Here is a 19,123-nt window from a genome sequence, read left to right as displayed (position 1 = left end):
CGGTCAGCAGCCCCGGACGGCGAACGCCAGGAACTGGGTGGCCTCGCGCTGGTCGAAGTTGTCGTCGGAGCCGACCACCAGCGTGCACTCCCCCGACCTCAGGCGCGGCCCCCACGCCAGCGCCTCCAGGTTCTGCGCGGGGTCGGCGTAGCGGCCGAGGTCGGCGACGAGGCGCTTGCGCGCCGGGCGGAACCGCCCGTCCTGGTCGAGGCGGTCGCGGCGCAGCACGTCCGTGGCGCCCCTCAGGTCGAACTCGTACAGCCGGGCCTTGTATCCGACGCCCTCCAGCCAGGACCGCTCCAGCGCCAGGAACCGGTGGCCGCCGGCGGCGAGGATCTCCGAGACGCCGCTGTCGGCGGCGCCGGTGGGCGGCTCCGGCGCGGCCGGGAGCCGGTCGACGGGGTAGGCGTACTGGGCGGCCACGCGTCCGGCGCGGTCCCACAGGGTGAGGCGGGTCATGGCGCCGTGCCGCACGGTCGGCGGCTCCCCGTCCTCGTACCTCGGGCCCTCGGCCATCGCGGCGATGCCGTGCGGGGTGAGCGTCAGGGCCTCGAAGCCGGCGTTGCGGCGCGGCCCCCGGTGCTCGTCGGTCAGCCGCAGCGACGGCGGGAGGGGCAGCGCCCCGGCGTACCGGCCGTCCCGCCCCGCCCACCGCAGCGACATCGGCGCCACGGGGATCTTCTGGTGCGTATCGTCCGGGCGGTCGCCCTCGCTGCCCCACAGGACACGCCGGGACCGCGGGTCGAAGCGGATCGTCTCCGGATCGACCGAGCCGGGCTTGCCGAACCCGGGGTAGGGGCGGCCGTCCGGGTCCCGCAGCGTGGACACCCCGGTGATGCTGACGCCGGTGAACGCGCCGGTGACGGGGTCGATGGCCAGGCGGCCGGTATAGAACCGGGCCGGATCGTAGCGCCACCGGTCGTCGGAGACCAGGTACCAGGTCCCGGTGCGCGGGTCGCGGTCGATACCCGACAGCCCGCCGACCGTGGTGCCCCTGAACTTCGCCATGTGCGGCAGGCGCCGCTCCCCCAGGAACCGCGTGATCCGCAGCTCCTGCGCCGCGGCCGCCGGCCGGGCCCTGTCCGCGGCCTCCGCGCGGAGCGGTCCGTCCACGGTCGCGGCGCCCGTCACCGCCGCCAGGACGGCGGTCGCCGCCGCCGCCCCGCGCCAAATCGTCCTGTGCCCGTTCACGTTGTCTGCCGTCACCCTTCGCATCCGACCGAGTGCGCTGCGTCGCGCACGCGGCCAGTATCCTTCATCACGGTGGGTGACGGCGGGGTTTCCTCAGTCGGCGCGGCGGAACTCCAGGATGGCCACGCCCATCAGCCCCACGCCCATGCCGAGGACGAGGAGGATCTCCAGCCAGATCGGGACCACCCAGCCTCCCCAGGTGACGCCCGGGTCGAACGTCCGCATCAGCCGCGGCGAGACGTCCAGGTGGGAGAACACCGCGTGCCGAAGCGGGTCGACGGCGTAGGTGAGCGGGTTGAACCTGGTCAGCACGGTCAGCCACGCCGGGAGCCCGCTCAGCGGGTACAGGGCGCCGGACAGGAACATCATCGGCATCATCGCCATCTGCATGAGGCCGAAGAACGACTGCATGCTGGTGATCCGCGCGGCCATCATGACGCCGAACCCGGTGAGCGCGAACGCCCCGACGAACATCAGGCCGAGCAGCTCCAGCAGCAGCCCCGGGTCGTAGGGGACCCCGGCGAGGCCCGCCAGCAGCACGATCACCGCGCCCTGCAGGGTCGCCACCAGGGCGCCGCCGATGCACTTGCCGACGACGATGGCGCCGCGGCTGACGGGGGCGACGAGCATCTCGCGCAGGAACCCGAACTCGCGGTCCCACACGATCGACCCGGCGGAGAACATCGCGGTGAACATCACCGACATCGCGCACACGCCGGGGAAGATGAAGGTCTTCAGATCGACGGTTCCCGCGGGCCCGCCGCCGCTGGCCATCAGGTTGGACAGCCCGGTGCCCATGACCAGCAGCCACAGCACCGGCTGGACGAGCCCGGACACCATCCGCAGCTTGTCGCGCCAGAACCGGATCAGCTCCCGGTGCAGGACGATCTTCACGGCGCGCAGGTCCTGCCGCAGGCCGCGCTCGGGCACCCTGACCCGGACGACCCCGGCGCCCGCCGCCCTCTCGGCCGTGCTCGCCATCGTCACCTCCTCATCGCGCGCATCGCCACGCGCATCCCGTCGCTCGCCGAGGCCTCGGCGTCGCGGATCGTGGTGCCGGTGAAGGACATGAACACGTCGTCCAGGGACGGCCGCGCAACGTTCACCGACCTGATCGGCACGCCCAGCTCGGCGAACAGCCGCGGGACGAACTCCTCGCCGGAGGCCACCGAGAACGCGACCGCACCCTCCGACACGACCGCCCGCAGCCCGAACCGGTCCGTCAGCGCCGCGATCGCGGCCTCGTCGTCGGCGGTCTGGATGCGGATCCGGTCCTCGCCGACACCGGCCTTGAGCGCCTCGGGGGTGTCCAGCGCCACGATCCGCCCCGAGTCCATGATCGCGATTCGCCCGCAGAACTCGGCCTCGTCCATGTAGTGCGTCGTCATGAAGATCGTGATCTCCTCGGCCTCCTGCAGGTGCCGGATGTACTCCCAGATCGACGCGCGGGTCTGCGGGTCCAGGCCGACGGTCGGCTCGTCCAGGAACAGCACCCGCGGGGAGTGCAGCAGGCCGCGGGCGATCTCCAGGCGGCGCTTCATCCCGCCGGAGTAGGTCTGCACCAGGTCGCCGCGCCGGTCCCACAGGTTGACCATCTCCAGCACCTGCCGGATCCGGTCGGCCGTCAGCGAGCGGGGCACCCCGTACAGCTCGGCGTGGAAGCGCAGGTTCTGCACGCCCGACAGGTAGCCGTCGAGCGTCGGGTCCTGGAACACCAGCCCGATGTTGCGGCGGACGTCGTCGCGCTCGCGCACCACGTCGTACCCGGCGACCCGCGCGCTGCCGCCGCTCGGGCGCAGCAGCGTGCACAGCATGTTGATCGTGGTGCACTTGCCCGCGCCGTTCGGGCCGAGGAAACCGAAGACCTCCCCCGGCCGCACGGTGAGGTCGATCCCCCGCACGGCCTCCACGTCACCGAACCTCTTGGTCAGGCCGTCGACCTCGACGGCCGGTCCCCCGTCCGGCATGGGGACCTCCCTCCGCGATGGAGTGAACACCCATATTTTGGGCCATCCAACGGTAGGGATAACCTATTTCTCAGGTCAAGAGAAATAGGACCGGCCAAGAACCCCGAGGGAGCAGACGTGGAGGACCGGCCCGATCCCCTGTGCGCGTCGCCCACCTACCTGCTGTTCGAGACGGGACGGCTGGTGCGGCGCACCTCCGTCCGGATGTTCCCCGATCAGCCGGGACTCCCCTACCTGATGGTTCTGTCGTGCGTGGCGCGGCACGGACCGCTGTCCCAGCGCCAGGTCGCCGGACGGCTGCGCATGGACGCCGGCGACCTCGTCGGCATCGTCGACGCGCTGGAGCGGGCCGGCCACGTCCAGCGCCGCCGCGACCCCGAGGACCGGCGCCGGTACGCGCTCGACGCCACCGAGAACGGGCGGCTTTTCCTCGGCGCGCGCCAGGACGACCGCGCAAGCCTCGACGACGCGCTGTTCGAGGCGCTGTCACCCGACGAGACGCACCTGTTGAAGGGTCTGCTGCTGCGGATCCTCGCCCACCACGACGAACGGTTCGCCGGCGTCCCGGAGCCGCAGCACCGGCGGGAAGGGCCGGGCCGGAACGAGGAGCCGATCCGGCAGGACGGGGCGGGTCAGCGGACCGGTACCGGGATCGCGAGCGGCAGCACGGCCTCGTCGTAGCGGCGCAGGACCAGCCGGGCCGCCGCGCCGTGCGCGCCGACCGGCGCGGCGACCGCGTCGGCGCCGCAGGCCAGCATCCGGTCGTGGAACCGGCCGGGCGCCAGCAGGTAGGACGCCACGGCGATCCGGCGGGCGCCGCCCCGGCGCAGCCCCGCGACGACCTCGTCCAGCGGCGGGCCGCCCGCCGCGACGAAACCGTGCGGGACCGGCAGCCCGAGCCTCCGCGCCAGCAGCCGGGCGGCCGCGCGCACATCGGCGGCGCCCGCCGGGTCGGCGGACCCCGCCGCGCCGAGGACGACGGCGTCCCGGCGGTGCGGCGAGGTCCGGTCCTGCTCTGCCAGCCGGGCGGCCAGCGCCCCTGCCAGCAGCGCGTCCGGGCCGAGCGGCCGGGACGTCACCGCCCCCGGCAGCAGGCGCCCCGCCCGGCCGGGGACGTCGATCAGCGCGTGGTACCCGCGCGCCAGCAGCAGCGGGACCACGACCACCGGGCCGCCGCGCAGTCCCTCCGCCGCCTCCTCCAGCGACGGCTCGGACAGCTCGCCGTAGGCCTCGGCCACGCGCAGGCCCGGCCGCATCGCCCGCACCCGGTCCAGCAGCGCCCGCACCACCGCGGGCCCCGCCGGGTCCCGGGTGCCGTGCGCGACCGCCAGCAGCGCGGGCGGCGCGGGCGCCGCGTCGACGGCCTCAGCCACCGGCGCCCGCCGGGAGCCGGTCGACGATCCGCGGGTCGCACGCCAGCCGGTAACCGCGCTTGACGACGGTCTCGACGATGCCGGGCCGGCCGAGGCCGCGCCGCAGCCGCGCCACCGCCATCTCCACCGCGTGCTCGTCGGCCTGCGGGCGGGCCTCCCGGGGCCGCGCCTCCCGCGCCCAGGCGTCCCTGATCCCGGGCGCGACGGCCAGCCGGCCCGGCAGCACCCCGCACAGCTCCGCCCGCGACACCACGTGCCCGGGGCGCCTCGCAAGGGCCCGCAGGATCGCCATGGGCGCGGGCGCGATGGGCCGCAACTGGCCGTCCAGGACGACGGCGTGCCCGCGCAGCTCCAGCGAGAACCCCCGCACCGACAGCCGCCGCGACCGGCGCCGCGGCAGGTCGGCCACCAGCGCCCTGACGAGCGCGCCGAGCCGGGCGCGTTCGGGCTGGACGGTCGGGACGCCGCGGTCGGTGAGGGCCTGCGCGGTGACCGGGCCGACGCACGCCGCCACGACATGGGTGCGCAGGGCCTCCAGCAGGGCCTCCTCCAGGTCGTCCTCGGCGGCGACGGCGAGCGTCGCGGCGACCGCCGGAGCGCTGGTGAAGGTGATCGCGTCGATCGTGCCCGCGACCGCCTGCCCGACGAGGCGGCGCAGCTGCGTGGAGTCCTCGGACCGCGACCACCGGTACACCGGGATCTCGATCACCTCGGCGCCGGCCGCGCGCAGCGCCGCTATCAGCTCCGGCTGGCGCTCCCCGTACAGCTGCACGGCCACGCGCGCCCCGGCCGGCTCCCGGTCCAGCAGGTGCCGGATCACCTCGGCGCACTCCTCCGAGTCCGGCGACCAGCGCTCCTGCAGGCCCGCCGAGCGGATCGCGCCGCGCGCCTTCGGGCCCCGCGCCAGGATGTCGGTCCCGGCCAGGCGGGCGATGAGGGCGTCGCGCATGCCGTGCCCGTCGGCCGCCTCCAGCCACGCCCGGAACCCGATCCCGGTCGTGACCACGACGTGGTCGAGCGGCCCGGCGAGGCACGCCCGGGTGGCCTCCAGCAGCTCGGCGTCGTCGGCGAGCGGGACCAGGCGGATGGCGGGCGCCAGCACGACTCTCGCCCCGCGCCGCTCCAGCAGCGTCGCGAGCTCCTCGTGGCGCCGGGCCGCGGTCACGCCGACGGCGAACCCGGCCAGCGGCTCACTGCCGGTGCTCATCGGTGAGCGCCACCTCCACCCGGTCCCCGGAGCGGCGGACCGGGAAGGTCGGCAGCGCCACCCGGGGGTCGTCCAGGCACGCCCCGGTCCGCAGGTCGAACACCTGCTTGTACATGGGGGACGCGACGGTCGGCGCCTCGTCCCTGGTGCCGAGGATCCCCCGCGACAGCACGTAGGCGCCGCTGAACGGGTCGAGGTTCGACAGCGCGTACAGGCCGCCGTCGAAGGTCCGGAAGATCGCCACCTGCGTGCCGTCCACCATCGCGCAGGCGCCCCGCTCGGGGGTCAGGCCGGCGTAGGAGCAGATGTCGAACCAGCGGGCCGCGGCGCGGCCCGCCCGCTCCCTGACGATCGTCGCTTCGGGTGTCGTGGTCATCGCGCGGCAACCTCCTGGCGGGGAACTGTCCGATGGTCCGATACTCGGAAGGGGCGGTTTCGCGGTTGGGTCTCCTTTGTCACCGCCGTGTTAAAAGGGGCTCACCGTGCGCCGGGGGCGCCGTCCCCCTCGGAAGGCAGGGGGCGCAGGCGGACGGCGCACACCTTGAACTCCGGCATCCGCGAGACAGGGTCCAGCGCGGGGTTGGTGAGCAGGTTCGCGCGGCCCTCCCCCGCCCAGTGGAACGGGATGAAGACGGTGTCGGAGCGGATCGCGCCGGTCAGGCGCGCGGTCACGGTGGCCGCGCCCCTGCGGCTCTCCACCCGCACGCCGGCGCCGTCCTCGATGCCGAGCCGCCCGGCCAGGTCGGGGTGCAGCTCGACGAACGGCCCCGGCGCCGCCTCGACGAGCGGCCGGACGCGCCGGGTCTGCGCGCCCGACTGGTACTGCGCGAGGACGCGCCCGGTGGTCAGGTACACGGGGTAGTCGGCGTCGACGTCCTCGGCGGCGCCGCGGTGCTCGACGGCGAAGAACCGGGCCCGCCCGTCCGGGGTGGGGAAGCGGTCGAGGTAGGGCCTCGGCGTGCCGGGGTGGTCCGGCGACGGGCAGGGCCAGAACACCCCGCCCTCGGCCTCGATCCGCTCGTAGCTGATGCCGGAGTAGTCGGCGGTGCCGCCCGCGCTGGCACGGCGCAGCTCCCCGAACACCGCCCGCGGGTCGGTGCTCCACTCCCCCGGCGCCTTGAGCCGCTCGGCGAGCGCGGCGAGGACCTCCAGGTCGGTGCGCACGCCGTCCGGCGGGCTGACGGCGCGGCGGCGCCGCAGCACCCGGCCCTCCAGGTTCGTCATCGTCCCCGACTCCTCGGCCCACTGCGCGGTCGGCAGGACGACGTCGGCGCGCCGCGCGGTCTCCGACGGCACGAAGTCGGCCACCACCAGCAGTTCGAGCGCGTCGAGCCGTTCCTCCACGGCCGCGGCGCGGGGCGCCGACACCACCGGGTTGGACCCGAACACCAGCAGCGCCTTCGGGCCGCCCGCGGTGCCGAGCGCCGACAGCAGCTCGTAGGCCGACCGCCCCGGTCCCGGCAGGTCGCCGGGGTCGACGCCCCAGACGCCGGCGACGTGCGCGCGGGCCTCGGGGTCGTCGATCCTGCGGTACCCGGGGAGCTGGTCGGCCTTCTGGCCGTGCTCGCGCCCGCCCTGCCCGTTGCCCTGCCCGGTCAGGCATCCGTAGCCGGAGCCCTCGCGGCCCGGCAGCCCGAGCGCGAGGGCCAGGTTGATGAAGGAGCTGACGGTGTCGGTGCCGCGGGCGTGCTGCTCCGATCCCCGCCCCGTGAGGACGTGGGCGCGGGCGGCGCGGGCCAGCAGCCGGACGGCCTCGCGCATCAGCGGCACGGGCACGCCGGTGATGCGCTCGGCGCGGCCGGGCCAGTAGGCGTTGGCGACCGTCCGGACGGCGTCGAACCCGGTGGTGCGGGCCGCGATGTACTCCTCGTCGGCCAGGCCCTCGGCGAGCGCCAGGTGCAGCAGCCCGTTGGCGAGGGCGATGTCCGTGCCGGGCGTCGGCTGCAGGTGCAGGTCGGCCTGGCGGGCGGTGGGGGTGCGGCGGGGGTCCACGACGATGAGGGCGCCGCCGCCCTCGCGCATCCGCGCCAGGTGCCGCATGAAGGGCGGCATCGTCTCGGCGACGTTGCCGCCCGCGAGCAGGACCGCGCCGGAGGCCGCCAGGTCGGTGACCGGGCCGGGCAGGCCGCGGTCCATGCCGAACGCCCGCCCGGACGCCGCGGCGGCCGACGACATGCAGAACCGCCCGTTGTAGTCGATCTGGGAGGTGCCGAGCGCGATCCGCGCGAACTTGCCGAGCTGGTACGCCTTCTCGTTGGTCAGCCCGCCGCCGCCGAACACCGCGACGGCGTCCGGCCCGTGCAGACCGCGCAGCCGCCCGATCTCGGCGGTGATCCGGTCGAGGGCCTCGTCCCAGCCGCACGGCTCCAGCGGCGCGTCCCGGCCCCGGCGCATCATCGGCGCGGTCAGCCGGTCGGGGACGGTGAGCAGTTCCGCCGCCGTCCACCCCTTCTGGCAGAGCCCGCCGCCGTTGGCCGGCACGTCGTCGCGCGGCACCACCCGAACGGGTTCGGAGCCGCCGTCGTGCAGGGACATGCCGCACTGCAGTGCGCAGTACGGGCAGTGCGTCGGAGTCGCGGCCATCCGCCGAGACTCCGCCCGCCCGGTTTCGCCGCCGAGTCCCGGGTGTGACCCCGGCGTTAAATGGCGTTCACGCCGTGCGTCCTCCGATGTCAAGGGATCCCGCCCGCGGGCCGCGACGCGCCTTGACGAACGCGTGTCAAGCGTTGTCGATCCCTGTCATGGCCTATTCGTTGCCTTTTGCCCGGTTGCCGAACGGATTCATGGTGGCCCGACGATCTCGCGAACGGATGCGGCCCCCGTCCCGGGACGGCCGGAACCGGTCCGGGGTGATCACGCCTAACCTCGGAGCATGCCCGACCTTGCCTACTACGCCTCCCTGCCGCGGGCCCGCGGCGCCGCGGCGGCCCTGCTGCTGGACGACCTGGGGCGGGTGCTGCTGGTCAAGCCCACCTACAGCGAGGGCTGGTTCCTGCCCGGCGGGGTGATCGAGGCCGACGAGTCCCCGCTGTCGGCGTGCGTGCGCGAATGCGAGGAGGAGCTCGGCCTCGTCCCCCGGCTGCACGGGCTGGCCTGCGTCGACTGGGGGTCCCCGCGCGACGACGGCGTCGACGCGGTCAACGTCTTCGTGTTCGGCGGCACCATCACCGGCGCGGAGATCGCGGCGATCCGGCTGCCGCCCGAGGAACTGTCCGACCACATCCTCGTGGCGCCCGAGAAGGTCCCCGAACTCGCCCCGCCGCACGTCTCGCGCCGGATGGAGCCCAGCCTGCGGGCCATGGCGGCCGGCAGCGCGGTCTACCTGGAGGACGGCCGCGAGCAGGCGTTCGGCACCGCCCGCGCCTGAGCCCGGGCGGCCGCCCCGTCGCCCCGCCCGCACCGGCATCTTGCCTGCACCGCGCCCAACCCTGCACCGCGCCCAACTCTGCACCGCACCCGACCCGCACCGCGCCTAACTCTGCACCGCGCTTACACCGGCACCGCGTCCTGGATCGTGCGGGCGCGTTCGGGCTCCGCGGCGCGGGCGCAGTGGGCGCCGCAGTAGAAGTGCCCGCCCACGTCCACGCCGTGCCCCATGATGCGGCACTGGCAGTGCTCGCAGATCGGCGCCATCTTGGTGACCGCGCACTCGAACGAGTCGAACGTGTGCACCTGGCCCTGCGCGTGCACCTCGAACGCCATCGCGTATTCGTTCCCGCAGACCTCGCAGGTTCCCATCGTCGCGCCTCCGTTCCCCCGCCGCCTCCCTCCCTGCGTACCCGGGCGCGCCCGGGTCTACCCCGCGCCTCACAGCGGGCGGGACACGCTGTGCAGCGGAGTTATCACTGCCGTATGACCGGTCACACACGCGCGAAACCCCGGATTCCTACGGTCGAGCCGTCGAAGCGACCCAAGGAGACCGACTGATGACCGCCACCACCGAAGCCGCGCGTGCCGAGCGCGCCCATCCGCTGAAGGGCCGCTGGATCGACGACTGGCGCCCCGAGGACCCCGCCTTCTGGGCCGCCGGCGGTGCCCGGACCGCCCGCCGCAACCTCGCCTTCTCGATCTTCTCCGAGCACATCGGGTTCTCGGTGTGGACGCTGTGGTCGGTGCTGGTGCTGTTCCTCGGACCCGCCTACGGCATCGACCCGGCCGGGAAGTTCACGCTCACCGCCGTCCCCGCCCTCGTCGGATCGGCGCTGCGCATCCCCTACACCCTCGCCGTCGCCCGGTTCGGCGGCCGCAACTGGACGATCTTCAGCGCCGCGCTGCTGCTCGTCCCGGCGGTGCTCGCCGCGGTCCTCATCGAGCCCGGCGTCTCGTTCACCACGCTGCTGGTCCTGGCGGCCGTCGCGGGCGTCGGCGGCGGCAACTTCGCGTCCTCGATGGCCAACATCAACGCGTTCTACCCGCAGCGGCTCAAGGGCTGGGCGCTCGGGATCAACGCGGGCGGCGGCAACCTCGGCGTCGCCGTCGTCCAGCTCGTCGGGCTCGCCGTCCTCGCCACCGCGGGCAAGGACCACCCCGGCCTCGTCGCGGGCGTCTACATCCCGTTCGTCGTCCTCGCCGCCCTCGGCGCCGCGCTCGCCATGGACAACCTCGCGCACGCCCGCAACGACGGGCGGGCCATGCGGGACGTCTGCCGGGACGGCCACACCTGGATCATGTCGGTGCTCTACATCGGCACCTTCGGATCGTTCATCGGGTTCGGCTTCGCGTTCGGGCAGGTCCTGCAGGTGCAGTTCAAGGCCGAGTTCGACACGCCGATCAAGGCCGCCTACCTGACGTTCCTCGGCCCCGCGCTCGGATCGCTGATCCGTCCGGCCGGCGGGTGGCTCGCCGACCGGATCGGCGGCGCGAAGGTCACCTTCTGGACCTTCGTGGCGATGGCCGTCTCGGCGGTCCTCGTGCTCGCCGCCTCGCAGCTGGGGTCCCTCGCGCTGTTCCTCACCGGATTCGTGCTGCTGTTCGCCTTCAGCGGCCTCGGCAACGGGTCCACCTACAAGATGATCCCGGCGATCTTCAGGGCGAAGGCGCAGGCCGGCGTCGCGAACGGCGGGGACCCGGGCGCCGCCGAGCACGAGGCCCGCCGCCTGTCCGGCGCGCTGATCGGCATCGCGGGCGCCGTCGGCGCGTTCGGCGGCGTGCTCGTCAACATCGCGTTCCGGCAGTCGTTCCTGACCTACGGGACGGGCGACGGCGCCTACATCGCGTTCATCGCCTTCTACGCCGTCTGCTGCGCGCTCACCTGGCTGGTCTACCTGCGGGCCCGCCCGGGGAGGCCGGCGGGCGTCTGACGGCGGACTGCCGGCCCGAACGCCGCCGCCGCGCCCGGCCGGGCCCCTCCCCGGGGTCCGGCCACCGCGGCGAGCGGCCCGAGGAGCGCAGCACCGCCTCCCACGCGTCCCCCGGCTCCAGCGGCAGGTGCGGGACGCCCCAGTGCCAGGCCGGCACCAGCAGGTCCGGGTCGCGCGGCCGGTAGTCGGCCCCGATCGCGCGGGCCATGTCCCAGGCGTGCAGGTGCCACTCCACGCAGGCCGCGCCCGCGTGGTCGCCGACCGTGTACTTGGTGCCCCGGTAGATCAGATGCGTCCGGTCCCACATGTCGGGCATCAGGTCGGCGTACGCCCCCGCCGAGACCCCGAACGCCAGGATCCGCTCCGGGCCGGCCTCGGGCGGCAGCACCGCCAGCTCCGCCGCGTTCTGCCGCGCCTGCTGCCTGATCAGCACCGCCGTCGCCGCCTCCTGCGCGAACAGCTTCGCCAGCCGGCTGTCGGGCGCGTCCTGGAGGTACTCCAGGAAGTTCTCCGCCACGCACCGCAGATGCCCCGCCAGGTCGATCAGCTGCCAGTCGGCGCAGGGAGTCGGCACGTCCCAGTCGGCGGCGGTCTCCGCCAGGGCGATGATCGCCTTCACCCCGTCCTGGTAGGACTCCAGTACGCGGCACCGGTCCGGCGGCGTGCGCTCCACGTGACATCCCCCAACGTCCAGAGCACCCTGTGCCCTCCCCGCCGGGACGCGCCGGCACCCGTCACGCTGGCGCGACGTGCGGCGCGAGAACCCCCGGCGTTCCCCGGAGAGGGCAGACTCTCAAAGTTCGGTGGCCCGTGCCACCCGGTGACGCCGTGTCGCCACGCGTCCGCGACGGCTCACACGCGCGCCGCGGGCCGCGCCCTGAAGCTCAGCCGGTGCGCCTCCCGCGCCGTGCGCAGCCGGTCGACCTCGTCCGTCCACGGGCGCACCGCCGGGCGCGCCTTGGCCTTGCGGTAGGCGATCTCGGCGGCGCGGCGCGCCTTGGCGTCCTGCGACTGCGTCGAGTACACCTTCGGGCCCATCGCGACCCGCTCGGCGGCCTCGGCCGCGGCGAGCACGGCCGTCATCGCCTGGTCGAACGCGACCGTCAGCTCCCGCAGCTCCGGTTCGGCGACGCCGGACGCCTGCGCGTCCCGCAGCGCCCGCTCCGCGTCGCCCGCCGCCGCGAGCCGGTCGTCGTACTCGGCGGCCAGCCGCTGGTCGGCCTCGTACGGCTCGGCGACGTCCTTGCTCACCCGGCGGCCCAGCGGCATGTCGGTACTCCCTCGACGGTCGTGCAGTGTTCGATCGGAGTAAGCGTACGCGGGGTCCCGGCGTGTCGTGGCGGCGGACACCCGGCTTCGGCCCTTTACGTAGTAAGGTCTGTCCTCATGGTCAGGCAGCCCAGCATCAACGCCCAGAACCGCGCCCCCTTGACCACCGAGCGGATCGTCGAGGCGGCCCTGCACATCGTGGACGGCCAGGGACTCGGCCGGCTCACCATGCGCCGGCTCGGCGACGCGCTGGAGGTCGAGGCGATGGCGATCTACCACCACCTCCCCCGCGGCAAGGAGCAGCTACTGGACGGCCTGGTCGCGCATGTCGCGGCGGCCCCGGCCGCGGCGCCGTCCTCCGGCCCCTGGCAGGACGCCCTGCGGGCGTGGGCGGACGCCTACCGCGAGCGCCTGCTGGCCCACGCGGGCGTCCTCCCCCTGGTCGTCACGCGCCGCAACCCGGCCGCGCTCGCCGCCACCCTCGCGTCGCTGCGGGAGGTCCTGCGCCGCGGCGGCGTCGCCGAGGAAGCCGCGGCCGTCGCCGCCCACACCCTGCTCGGGTACGTGATCGGCCACGCGGCCCTTGAGGTGCGCGGCACCGCCGAGGACGGCGCCGCCGCCCGGATCGCCTCCGGCGAGGGCGGCGAGGGCGGCGCGGTCGACTGGGACGCCCGCTTCCGCGCGGGTCTCGGCGTCGTCCTCGGCGGCGTCAGCTAGGACCGGTGAGTCCTCGATGGAGTGATCTCCAGATGCCAGGGGCCCAGGCCCGCCCCTGGAGGAACGCCCACCTCGCGCCCCAGCCGCTCCGGCGGAGCCCGTTCCCCCGCCGATCATCGTGGAATTTTCAGGCTCCGGCGGCGTGTCGTTCTTCGTCCGTTATCACGCGGGAGGGACGCTACTGCATGGCACTTCGGAGTGGGAGGGATCACACTCGGCCGGTACTCCGGTACCAATGGACAACCGTCCCAACGGGCTATGGCCGGTGGGGGCGAACCACTCCACACTGGGGTGCGTCAGAACAGGAAAGCACCACAACCGACCAGTAGTTGAGACCGGAGGCACGCCATGTGCCCGCACCAGCCGCCTTGTCCCTCCCACAACGCACCCGACCGCGACGCCGCACGCACGCTGGCCTCGCACCCCGAACAGGGGTGGAGCCTGCTGTGCAACGGGGTCGTGCTGTTCGAGGACACCGGTGAGCTGCTGCCCGACGGGGGAGTCATCGCGCCGCACCGGCCGACGGACGCGCAGGCCGCGTCCGCCGCTTGAGCGGTCTCCACGGGGGACTAGTTCAAACGGGTGATCATCCTCGGGGGCACGCCCACCCACCACCGGCCTCTGGGCCCGCACCGGGCCCGGGGCCAGTTTACTCCCGGCCCGTCCGCACCGGACGGGCCGCCCACCGTCTCAGCCACGGCTCCACCGCCCGGCCGACCGCCGCGGGGTCCTTGCCGAGGTCGTGCCGTTCCTTCGGCAGGACCGCGACCTGCGCCGCGTCCGCCGGGTCGGGCACGCCGAACGGGTCCCGGTCGCCGTTGACGACGACAACCTCGACCCCCGCCGACCGCAACTCGTCCACCCGGGTCTTCTCCGGCCTGCCCGGCGGGTGCAGCGGGAACGCCAGCGCCACAACGCCCGCCGCCCCGGCGGCGGCCGCGGTCCGGCACGCCACCCGGGCCCCGTTGCTGCGGCCGCCCTGCACCAGCGGGACGTCCCCGAACCTCTTCCGCAGGACCGCGACGACCTCCAGCCACGCCTCGTCCTGCTTGGCCGCCGGGCCGGGCGCCCGCCGCCCGGCGAGCCGGAACGGCTGCGTCACCCGTGCCACGGCGCCGCCGAGCCGCAGCGCCTCCGCCCGCACCGCCAGCAGGTCGGCCGCCTCCACTCCCCCGTTCGACCCGTGCGTCAGTACCAGCAGGAGCGCCGGGTCGTCCACCACGTCCAGCACCACCTCGGCGGGCCCGTGCGCCGTCGCGACCTTCATGTGACTCACGGTAGCGGCAGGCGCGGATGGGTCGTGCGGCAGACTGGGCCTATGGAGACGATGACCGACAGTGAGTGGCGCGCGTTCGTCATGGAGGGCACCCGCACGGGCAAGGCCGCCGTCACCCGCAAGGACGGGACGCCGCACGTGACGCCGATCTGGTTCGCCCTCGACGGCGACGACCTGCTGTTCAACACGGGCCGCCAGAGCGTCAAGGGCCGCGTCCTCGCCCGCGACCCGCGCCTTTCCGTCTGCGTCGACGACCAGACGCCGCCGTACTCCTACGTGCTGATCCAGGCCGAGGCGTCCCTCGTCGAGGACCTGGACGAGGTGCTCCGCTGGGCGACCGTCATCGGCGGCCGCTACATGGGCGCCGACCGGGCCGAGGAGTTCGGCCGGCGCAACGCCGTCCCCACCGAGTACCTCGTCCGCGCCCGCATCACCAAGGTGATCGCCGAGCGCGCCATCGCCGGCTAACCCTCGGTCCAGTCCGGGACGGCCGTGCCCGTCGCCAGGCGGAACCGCTCGGCGAAGCTCTCGTGCAGCAGCGGCCCCCACGCGTAGTCGCTCGGCACGCGCACCGCCCTGCCGAGGGTCTCGCGGGCGTCGCCCGCCCGGTGCTCGGCGTACCGGACGGCGAGCAGCGCGTACATGTGGTCGAGGGCGCCGAACGCCTCGCCGGCGAGGGCGGGGAGCGTCCCGTCCGACACGGCGTGCTCGACCACCGGCTCCCACCACAGGTCGCCGTCGTCGTCGGCGTCGCCGAAGTCGCGGCGCAGCCGCGCCCGCACCTGCCCCGCGGTGCCGGGCTCGGCGAGCGCCCGCCGCCACACCTCGCCCGCCTCGGCGCCCCGCCCCCGCAGCGGCAGCGTCCGCGCCAGGAGCTCGGTGGCCAGCGGCCCGACCTCCGGGTCGGGCGGCTCCTCCCCCAGCGCCGCGCCGAAGGCGCCGATCGCCTGGTCGAGGTAGGAGATGCCGAGCGCGACGGCGAGCCGCCCGTAGGCGTAGGGGGCGGTGCCCCGCTCGATCAGCCTGAGCCCGGCGGTCAGGACCCGCTGGGCGCGGGCGGGCTCATCACGCTCCAGCAGCCGCTGGGCCAGGTCGTGCGCGGCGGGCGGCCCGTACTCGGCGTCCCCGGTCGCGACCACCGCCTCCCAGTGGTCGCGGGCGGTGTCGAAGTCGCCGGCGTCGTCGGCGATCCGGGCGAGGGCCAGATGGGCGGGCGGCAGGTAGGCGGGATTGCCGAAGTCGACCACGACCCGCCAGGCGGGCGCCGCCCGCTCGTGCTCACCGGCCCGTTCATGGGTGAGCGCCAGGTGGTAGGCGGCGCGCGGCCCGTACTCGGGGTCGGCGGTGGCGATCGCGGCCCGGTCGGCCTCCCGGGCGCGCTCGACGTGCCCGGCGTCGTCCAGGACGACCGCCAGCCCCAGCGCCGCCCGCGCCCGGAAGGGGGTGTCGCCCAGCGCGAGCACCCTTTCGAACAGCAGCGCGGCCCGCTCCGCCTCACCGCTCTCGGCGAGGCCGCGGGCCTCCTCGCACAGTCGCGCCGCGTCGTCGGATACCGCGTCCGGAGACTCGATCATCGCTCTTCTGCCCTCTGGGGGTCGGGGTCCGCAAAGAGCGTAGCGATCCGCCCCCGCCGAGTCCCGCCCCGACACCCCGAAACCCCTGCCATGATCACAAATCCATTCGGCCCGACCGCCCCCAACCGGGGGGCGGCGGATGCCCAGCCGTACGAAACGCGAACGCCGCCCAGCCACCGCCCCGACCACCCACGACCAAACCACCGCGATCGCGTCCGAAGGCAGGTTCGAGCGAAGCGAGAACCTGATCGCGTAGCGAGCCGCTAGGCGAGACGAAGCGATGCCAGCGATCGCCCGTGGTCTTTTGGCTGAGGCGCCCCAGGCGCCTCAGCCAAAAGACCACAAATGAACACCCTTCAGTCCTCGAACGCCTCGGGGGGCGGGCAGGAGCAGACGAGGTTGCGGTCGCCGTAGGCCTGGTCGATGCGGCGGACGGGCGGCCAGTACTTGTTCTCCCGCAGGGCCGGGAGGGGGTAGGCGGCCTCCTCGCGGGTGTAGGCGTGCTTCCAGTCGTCGGAGACGAGGCAGGCGGCGGTGTGGGGGGCGTTCTTCAGGGGGTTGTCCTCGCCGTCGTAGCCGCCGTCGGCGACGCGCTGGATCTCCCTGCGGATCTCGATCATGGCGTCGCAGAACCGGTCGAGCTCGGCGAGGTCCTCGGACTCGGTGGGCTCGATCATCAGGGTGCCGGCGACGGGGAACGAGAGGGTCGGGGCGTGGAAGCCGTAGTCGATGAGGCGCTTGGCGACGTCCTCGGCGGTGATCCCCGTCTCCTTGGTGATCTTGCGGAGGTCGGCGATGCACTCGTGCGCGACGAGGCCGTTGCGGCCGGTGTAGAGGATCGGGTAATGCGGGGCGAGGCGGGCGGCGAGGTAGTTGGCGCCGATGATGGCGCCCTCGGTGGCGGCGCGCAGGCCGTCCGGGCCCATCATCGCGATGTAGGCCCAGGAGATCGGCAGGATGCCGGCCGATCCCCACGGGGCGGCGGAGATGGGGCCGACGCCGGTGCCCGGCCCGGCCTCCTCGCGCAGCGGGTGGTTGGGCAGGAACGGGGCCAGGTGCTCGCGGACGCCGATCGGGCCGACGCCGGGGCCGCCGCCGCCGTGCGGGATGCAGAACGTCTTGTGCAGGTTGAGATGGGAGACGTCCGAGCCGAACTCGCCGGGGCGGGCCAGGCCGACGAGGGCGTTGAGGTTGGCGCCGTCGACGTAGACCTGGCCGCCGGCCTCGTGCACGGCCGCGCACACCTCGGTGATCGTCTCCTCGAAGACGCCGTGCGTGGACGGGTAGGTCACCATGATCGCCGCCAGCCGGCCGCCGTGCTCGGCGAGCTTGGCGCGCAGGTCGTCGAGGTCGATGTTGCCGCCCTCGTCGCACTTGACGACGACGACCCGCATACCGGCCATGACGGCGCTGGCGGCGTTGGTGCCGTGCGCCGAGGAGGGGATCAGGCAGACGTCGCGGTGCTCCTCGCCGCGGGAGGCGTGGTAGCCGCGGATGGCGAGCAGGCCGGCGAGCTCGCCCTGAGAGCCGGCGTTCGGCTGGACCGACACCTTCGCGTACCCGGTGATCTCGGCGAGGAAGCCCTCCAGCTCGCCGATCAGCTCGACGTAGCCGGCGGCCTGGTCGAGCGGCGCGAACGGGTGGATGTCGGCGAACTGCGGCCAGGTGATCGGCTCCATCTCGGCGGTGGCGTTCAGCTTCATCGTGCAGGAGCCGAGCGGGATCATGGAGCGGTCGAGCGCGATGTCCTTGTCCTGGAGCCTGCGCAGGTAGCGCAGCATCGCGGTCTCGGAGCGGTGCGCGTGGAAGACCGGATGGGTCAGGTAGGGGCTCTCGCGGCGCAGCGCGTCCGGGAACGCCTCGGGGACCTCGCCGGCCGCGGCGGCGCCGAACGCCTCCAGCACGGCCGTGACGTGCGCGGGCAGCGTCGTCTCGTCGCAGGCGATCGCGACCCGGTCGGGCCCGTCCGGACGCAGGTTGACGCCGCGCTCGCGGGCCGCCGCGACGACCTCGCCGGCGCGGGCGGGCACGCGGGCCAGGACCGTGTCGAAGAACGAGTCGTGCACGACCTCGACGCCACCGGCGCGCAGCCCCGCGGCGATCTCGGCGGCCCGGCGGTGCGTCCGCTGCGCGATCGCGGCCAGCCCCTCGGGGCCGTGGTAGACGGCGTACATGCTCGCCATCACGGCGAGCAGGACCTGGGCGGTGCAGATGTTGCTGGTGGCCTTCTCGCGGCGGATGTGCTGCTCGCGGGTCTGCAGCGCCAGCCGGTAGGCGGTGGCGCCGTCCGCGTCGACGGACACGCCGACGAGCCGTCCGGGAAGCTGGCGCTGGATGCCCTCGCCGACCGCCATGTAGCCGGCGTGCGGGCCTCCGAACCCGTAGGGGACGCCGAACCGCTGCGCGGAGCCCACCGCGATGTCGGCGCCGGACTCGCCGGGCGGGCGCAGCAGCGTCAGCGCGAGCAGGTCGGCGGCCACGACGGCCTTGGCGCCGCGCTCGTGGGCCTGCGCGATGACCGGCTCGAGGTCGCGGACGGCGCCGGACGCGCCCGGGTACTGCAGCAGCACGCCGAAGAAGTCGCCGTCGGGGAGGCCGCGGGACAGGTCGGAGATGGCGACCTCGATGCCGAGCGGGATCGCGCGGGTCCGGACGACCTCGATCGTCTGCGGGAGGGTGTCGGCGTCGACGAGGAAGGTCCCGGGGTCCTTGCGCCTGGAGACGCGGTGCGCGAGGGCCATGGCCTCGGCCGCGGCGGTGCCCTCGTCCAGCATGGAGGCGTTCGCGACGGGCAGCCCGGTCAGGTCGCCCACCATCGTCTGGAAGTTCAGCAGGGCCTCGAGGCGCCCCTGGGAGATCTCCGGCTGGTAGGGCGTGTAGGCGGTGTACCAGCCCGGGTTCTCCAGCACGTTCCGCATGATCACGCCGGGCGTGGTCGTCCCGTGGTAGCCGAGCCCGATCATGGACGTCAGGACGGTGTTGCGGGACGCCAGCTCGCGGAGCCGGTCGAGCGCGGCGGTCTCGCTGAGCGCGGGCGGCAGCTCCAGGGGCCGGGACGTGCGGATCGCGGCGGGAACCGCCTGGTCGATCAGCGCCTCGGCGCCGGAGTATCCGATGGCGGCCAGCATCCTCGCCTGGTCGTCCGGCGAGGGGCCCACGTGCCGGTCGGCGAACGCCGACCGCGGGTGCTGCGGCGCGGCCACGGGGGCGAAGAACTGGGCGGTCATGGAAGGCCTCCTGGCTGCTGCG

Annotated in this window: 19 protein-coding genes; 6 read left to right on the top strand and 13 right to left on the bottom strand. The window is 74.4% G+C overall.

All coding sequences use genetic code 11. The features are described 5' to 3' along the window. Positions 1 to 3 precede the first annotated feature (3 nt). The 3 genes from CHC11_RS32325 to CHC11_RS32315 form a co-directional block, all read right to left on the bottom strand. Positions 4 to 1,206, bottom strand: a complete 1,203-nt coding sequence (locus CHC11_RS32325) for an esterase-like activity of phytase family protein (protein WP_245920042.1) — start codon at positions 1,204 to 1,206, stop codon at positions 4 to 6. 78 nt (positions 1,207 to 1,284) lie between these two features. Continuing rightward, the gene (locus CHC11_RS32320) at positions 1,285 to 2,172 is read right to left on the bottom strand and encodes an ABC transporter permease (protein ID WP_089315657.1); all 888 of its coding nucleotides are present in this window, start codon (positions 2,170 to 2,172) and stop codon (positions 1,285 to 1,287) included. A 2-nt stretch (positions 2,173 to 2,174) separates the two neighbouring features. Then, positions 2,175 to 3,158 (bottom strand): ATP-binding cassette domain-containing protein, encoded by a 984-nt coding sequence (locus CHC11_RS32315; protein WP_089315656.1) that lies wholly within the window; start codon positions 3,156 to 3,158, stop codon positions 2,175 to 2,177. Between the two features lie 117 nt (positions 3,159 to 3,275). Between CHC11_RS32315 and CHC11_RS32310 the strand changes: the two genes are divergently transcribed. Next, positions 3,276 to 3,839 carry a MarR family winged helix-turn-helix transcriptional regulator gene (locus CHC11_RS32310; RefSeq protein WP_089315655.1) on the top strand — a complete coding sequence of 188 codons (564 nt, stop codon included), beginning with the start codon at positions 3,276 to 3,278 and terminating at the stop codon, positions 3,837 to 3,839. On the opposite strand, the gene CHC11_RS32305 is transcribed toward CHC11_RS32310, so the two are convergent. The 4 genes from CHC11_RS32305 to CHC11_RS32290 form a co-directional block, all read right to left on the bottom strand. After that, entirely contained in the window at positions 3,791 to 4,531 is a 741-nt protein-coding gene (locus CHC11_RS32305; RefSeq protein WP_089315654.1) for a sirohydrochlorin chelatase, read from the bottom strand. The two genes, CHC11_RS32310 and CHC11_RS32305, sit on opposite strands and share 49 nt — an antisense overlap. Next, entirely contained in the window at positions 4,524 to 5,738 is a 1,215-nt protein-coding gene (locus CHC11_RS32300; RefSeq protein ID WP_089315653.1) for a uroporphyrinogen-III synthase, read from the bottom strand. The genes CHC11_RS32305 and CHC11_RS32300 overlap by 8 nt, the downstream gene beginning before the upstream one ends. Beyond that, positions 5,722 to 6,114 carry a nitrite reductase small subunit NirD gene (gene nirD / locus CHC11_RS32295; RefSeq protein ID WP_089315652.1) on the bottom strand — a complete coding sequence of 131 codons (393 nt, stop codon included), beginning with the start codon at positions 6,112 to 6,114 and terminating at the stop codon, positions 5,722 to 5,724. The genes CHC11_RS32300 and nirD overlap by 17 nt, the downstream gene beginning before the upstream one ends. A 101-nt stretch (positions 6,115 to 6,215) precedes the next feature. Further along, positions 6,216 to 8,321 carry a molybdopterin oxidoreductase family protein gene (locus CHC11_RS32290; protein ID WP_089315651.1) on the bottom strand — a complete coding sequence of 702 codons (2,106 nt, stop codon included), beginning with the start codon at positions 8,319 to 8,321 and terminating at the stop codon, positions 6,216 to 6,218. Positions 8,322 to 8,610: 289 nt separating this feature from the next. Between CHC11_RS32290 and CHC11_RS32285 the strand changes: the two genes are divergently transcribed. Next, the gene (locus CHC11_RS32285) at positions 8,611 to 9,105 is read left to right on the top strand and encodes an NUDIX domain-containing protein (protein WP_089315650.1); all 495 of its coding nucleotides are present in this window, start codon (positions 8,611 to 8,613) and stop codon (positions 9,103 to 9,105) included. A 122-nt stretch (positions 9,106 to 9,227) separates the two neighbouring features. Here the strand turns inward: CHC11_RS32285 and CHC11_RS32280 are convergent, their stop codons facing one another. Next, positions 9,228 to 9,476 (bottom strand): hypothetical protein, encoded by a 249-nt coding sequence (locus tag CHC11_RS32280; RefSeq protein ID WP_089315649.1) that lies wholly within the window; start codon positions 9,474 to 9,476, stop codon positions 9,228 to 9,230. 188 nt (positions 9,477 to 9,664) lie between these two features. Between CHC11_RS32280 and CHC11_RS32275 the strand changes: the two genes are divergently transcribed. Next, entirely contained in the window at positions 9,665 to 11,038 is a 1,374-nt protein-coding gene (locus CHC11_RS32275; RefSeq protein ID WP_089315648.1) for a nitrate/nitrite transporter, read from the top strand. On the opposite strand, the gene CHC11_RS32270 is transcribed toward CHC11_RS32275, so the two are convergent. Continuing rightward, the gene (locus CHC11_RS32270) at positions 10,986 to 11,711 is read right to left on the bottom strand and encodes a maleylpyruvate isomerase N-terminal domain-containing protein (protein ID WP_089315647.1); all 726 of its coding nucleotides are present in this window, start codon (positions 11,709 to 11,711) and stop codon (positions 10,986 to 10,988) included. The genes CHC11_RS32275 and CHC11_RS32270 overlap by 53 nt on opposite strands. A 179-nt stretch (positions 11,712 to 11,890) precedes the next feature. Then, positions 11,891 to 12,307, bottom strand: coding sequence for a plectin (locus CHC11_RS32265; RefSeq protein WP_089315646.1), 417 nt, complete (start codon positions 12,305 to 12,307; stop codon positions 11,891 to 11,893). Positions 12,308 to 12,424: 117 nt separating this feature from the next. Between CHC11_RS32265 and CHC11_RS32260 the strand changes: the two genes are divergently transcribed. Together CHC11_RS32260 and CHC11_RS32255 are read left to right on the top strand one after the other, a co-directional pair. Beyond that, entirely contained in the window at positions 12,425 to 13,024 is a 600-nt protein-coding gene (locus tag CHC11_RS32260) for a TetR/AcrR family transcriptional regulator (RefSeq protein WP_089315645.1), read from the top strand. Between the two features lie 348 nt (positions 13,025 to 13,372). Further along, on the top strand, positions 13,373 to 13,576 hold the full coding sequence (locus CHC11_RS32255; protein ID WP_089315644.1) for a DUF5999 family protein: 204 nt from the start codon (positions 13,373 to 13,375) through the stop codon (positions 13,574 to 13,576). A gap of 97 nt (positions 13,577 to 13,673) precedes the next feature. On the opposite strand, the gene CHC11_RS32250 is transcribed toward CHC11_RS32255, so the two are convergent. Next, entirely contained in the window at positions 13,674 to 14,291 is a 618-nt protein-coding gene (locus tag CHC11_RS32250; RefSeq protein ID WP_089315643.1) for an alpha/beta hydrolase family protein, read from the bottom strand. A 60-nt stretch (positions 14,292 to 14,351) separates the two neighbouring features. Here CHC11_RS32250 and CHC11_RS32245 point away from each other — a divergent pair, with 60 nt between their 5' ends. Then, positions 14,352 to 14,768, top strand: a complete 417-nt coding sequence (locus CHC11_RS32245) for a PPOX class F420-dependent oxidoreductase (RefSeq protein WP_425427368.1) — start codon at positions 14,352 to 14,354, stop codon at positions 14,766 to 14,768. Here CHC11_RS32245 and CHC11_RS32240 read toward each other — a convergent pair. Further along, a complete protein-coding gene (locus CHC11_RS32240; protein WP_089315641.1) occupies positions 14,765 to 15,874 on the bottom strand; it encodes a tetratricopeptide repeat protein in 1,110 nt (369 codons plus the stop codon). The two genes, CHC11_RS32245 and CHC11_RS32240, sit on opposite strands and share 4 nt — an antisense overlap. A gap of 356 nt (positions 15,875 to 16,230) precedes the next feature. Continuing rightward, the gene (gene gcvP / locus CHC11_RS32235) at positions 16,231 to 19,101 is read right to left on the bottom strand and encodes an aminomethyl-transferring glycine dehydrogenase (RefSeq protein ID WP_089315640.1); all 2,871 of its coding nucleotides are present in this window, start codon (positions 19,099 to 19,101) and stop codon (positions 16,231 to 16,233) included. Between the last annotated feature and the right edge of the window lie 22 nt (positions 19,102 to 19,123).

This window comes from Actinomadura mexicana, assembly GCF_900188105.1.
Classification (GTDB): domain Bacteria; phylum Actinomycetota; class Actinomycetes; order Streptosporangiales; family Streptosporangiaceae; genus Spirillospora; species Spirillospora mexicana.
The sequence above is the reverse complement of the archived record's forward strand: the minus strand, read 5'-3'. Positions and strand labels throughout refer to the sequence as shown.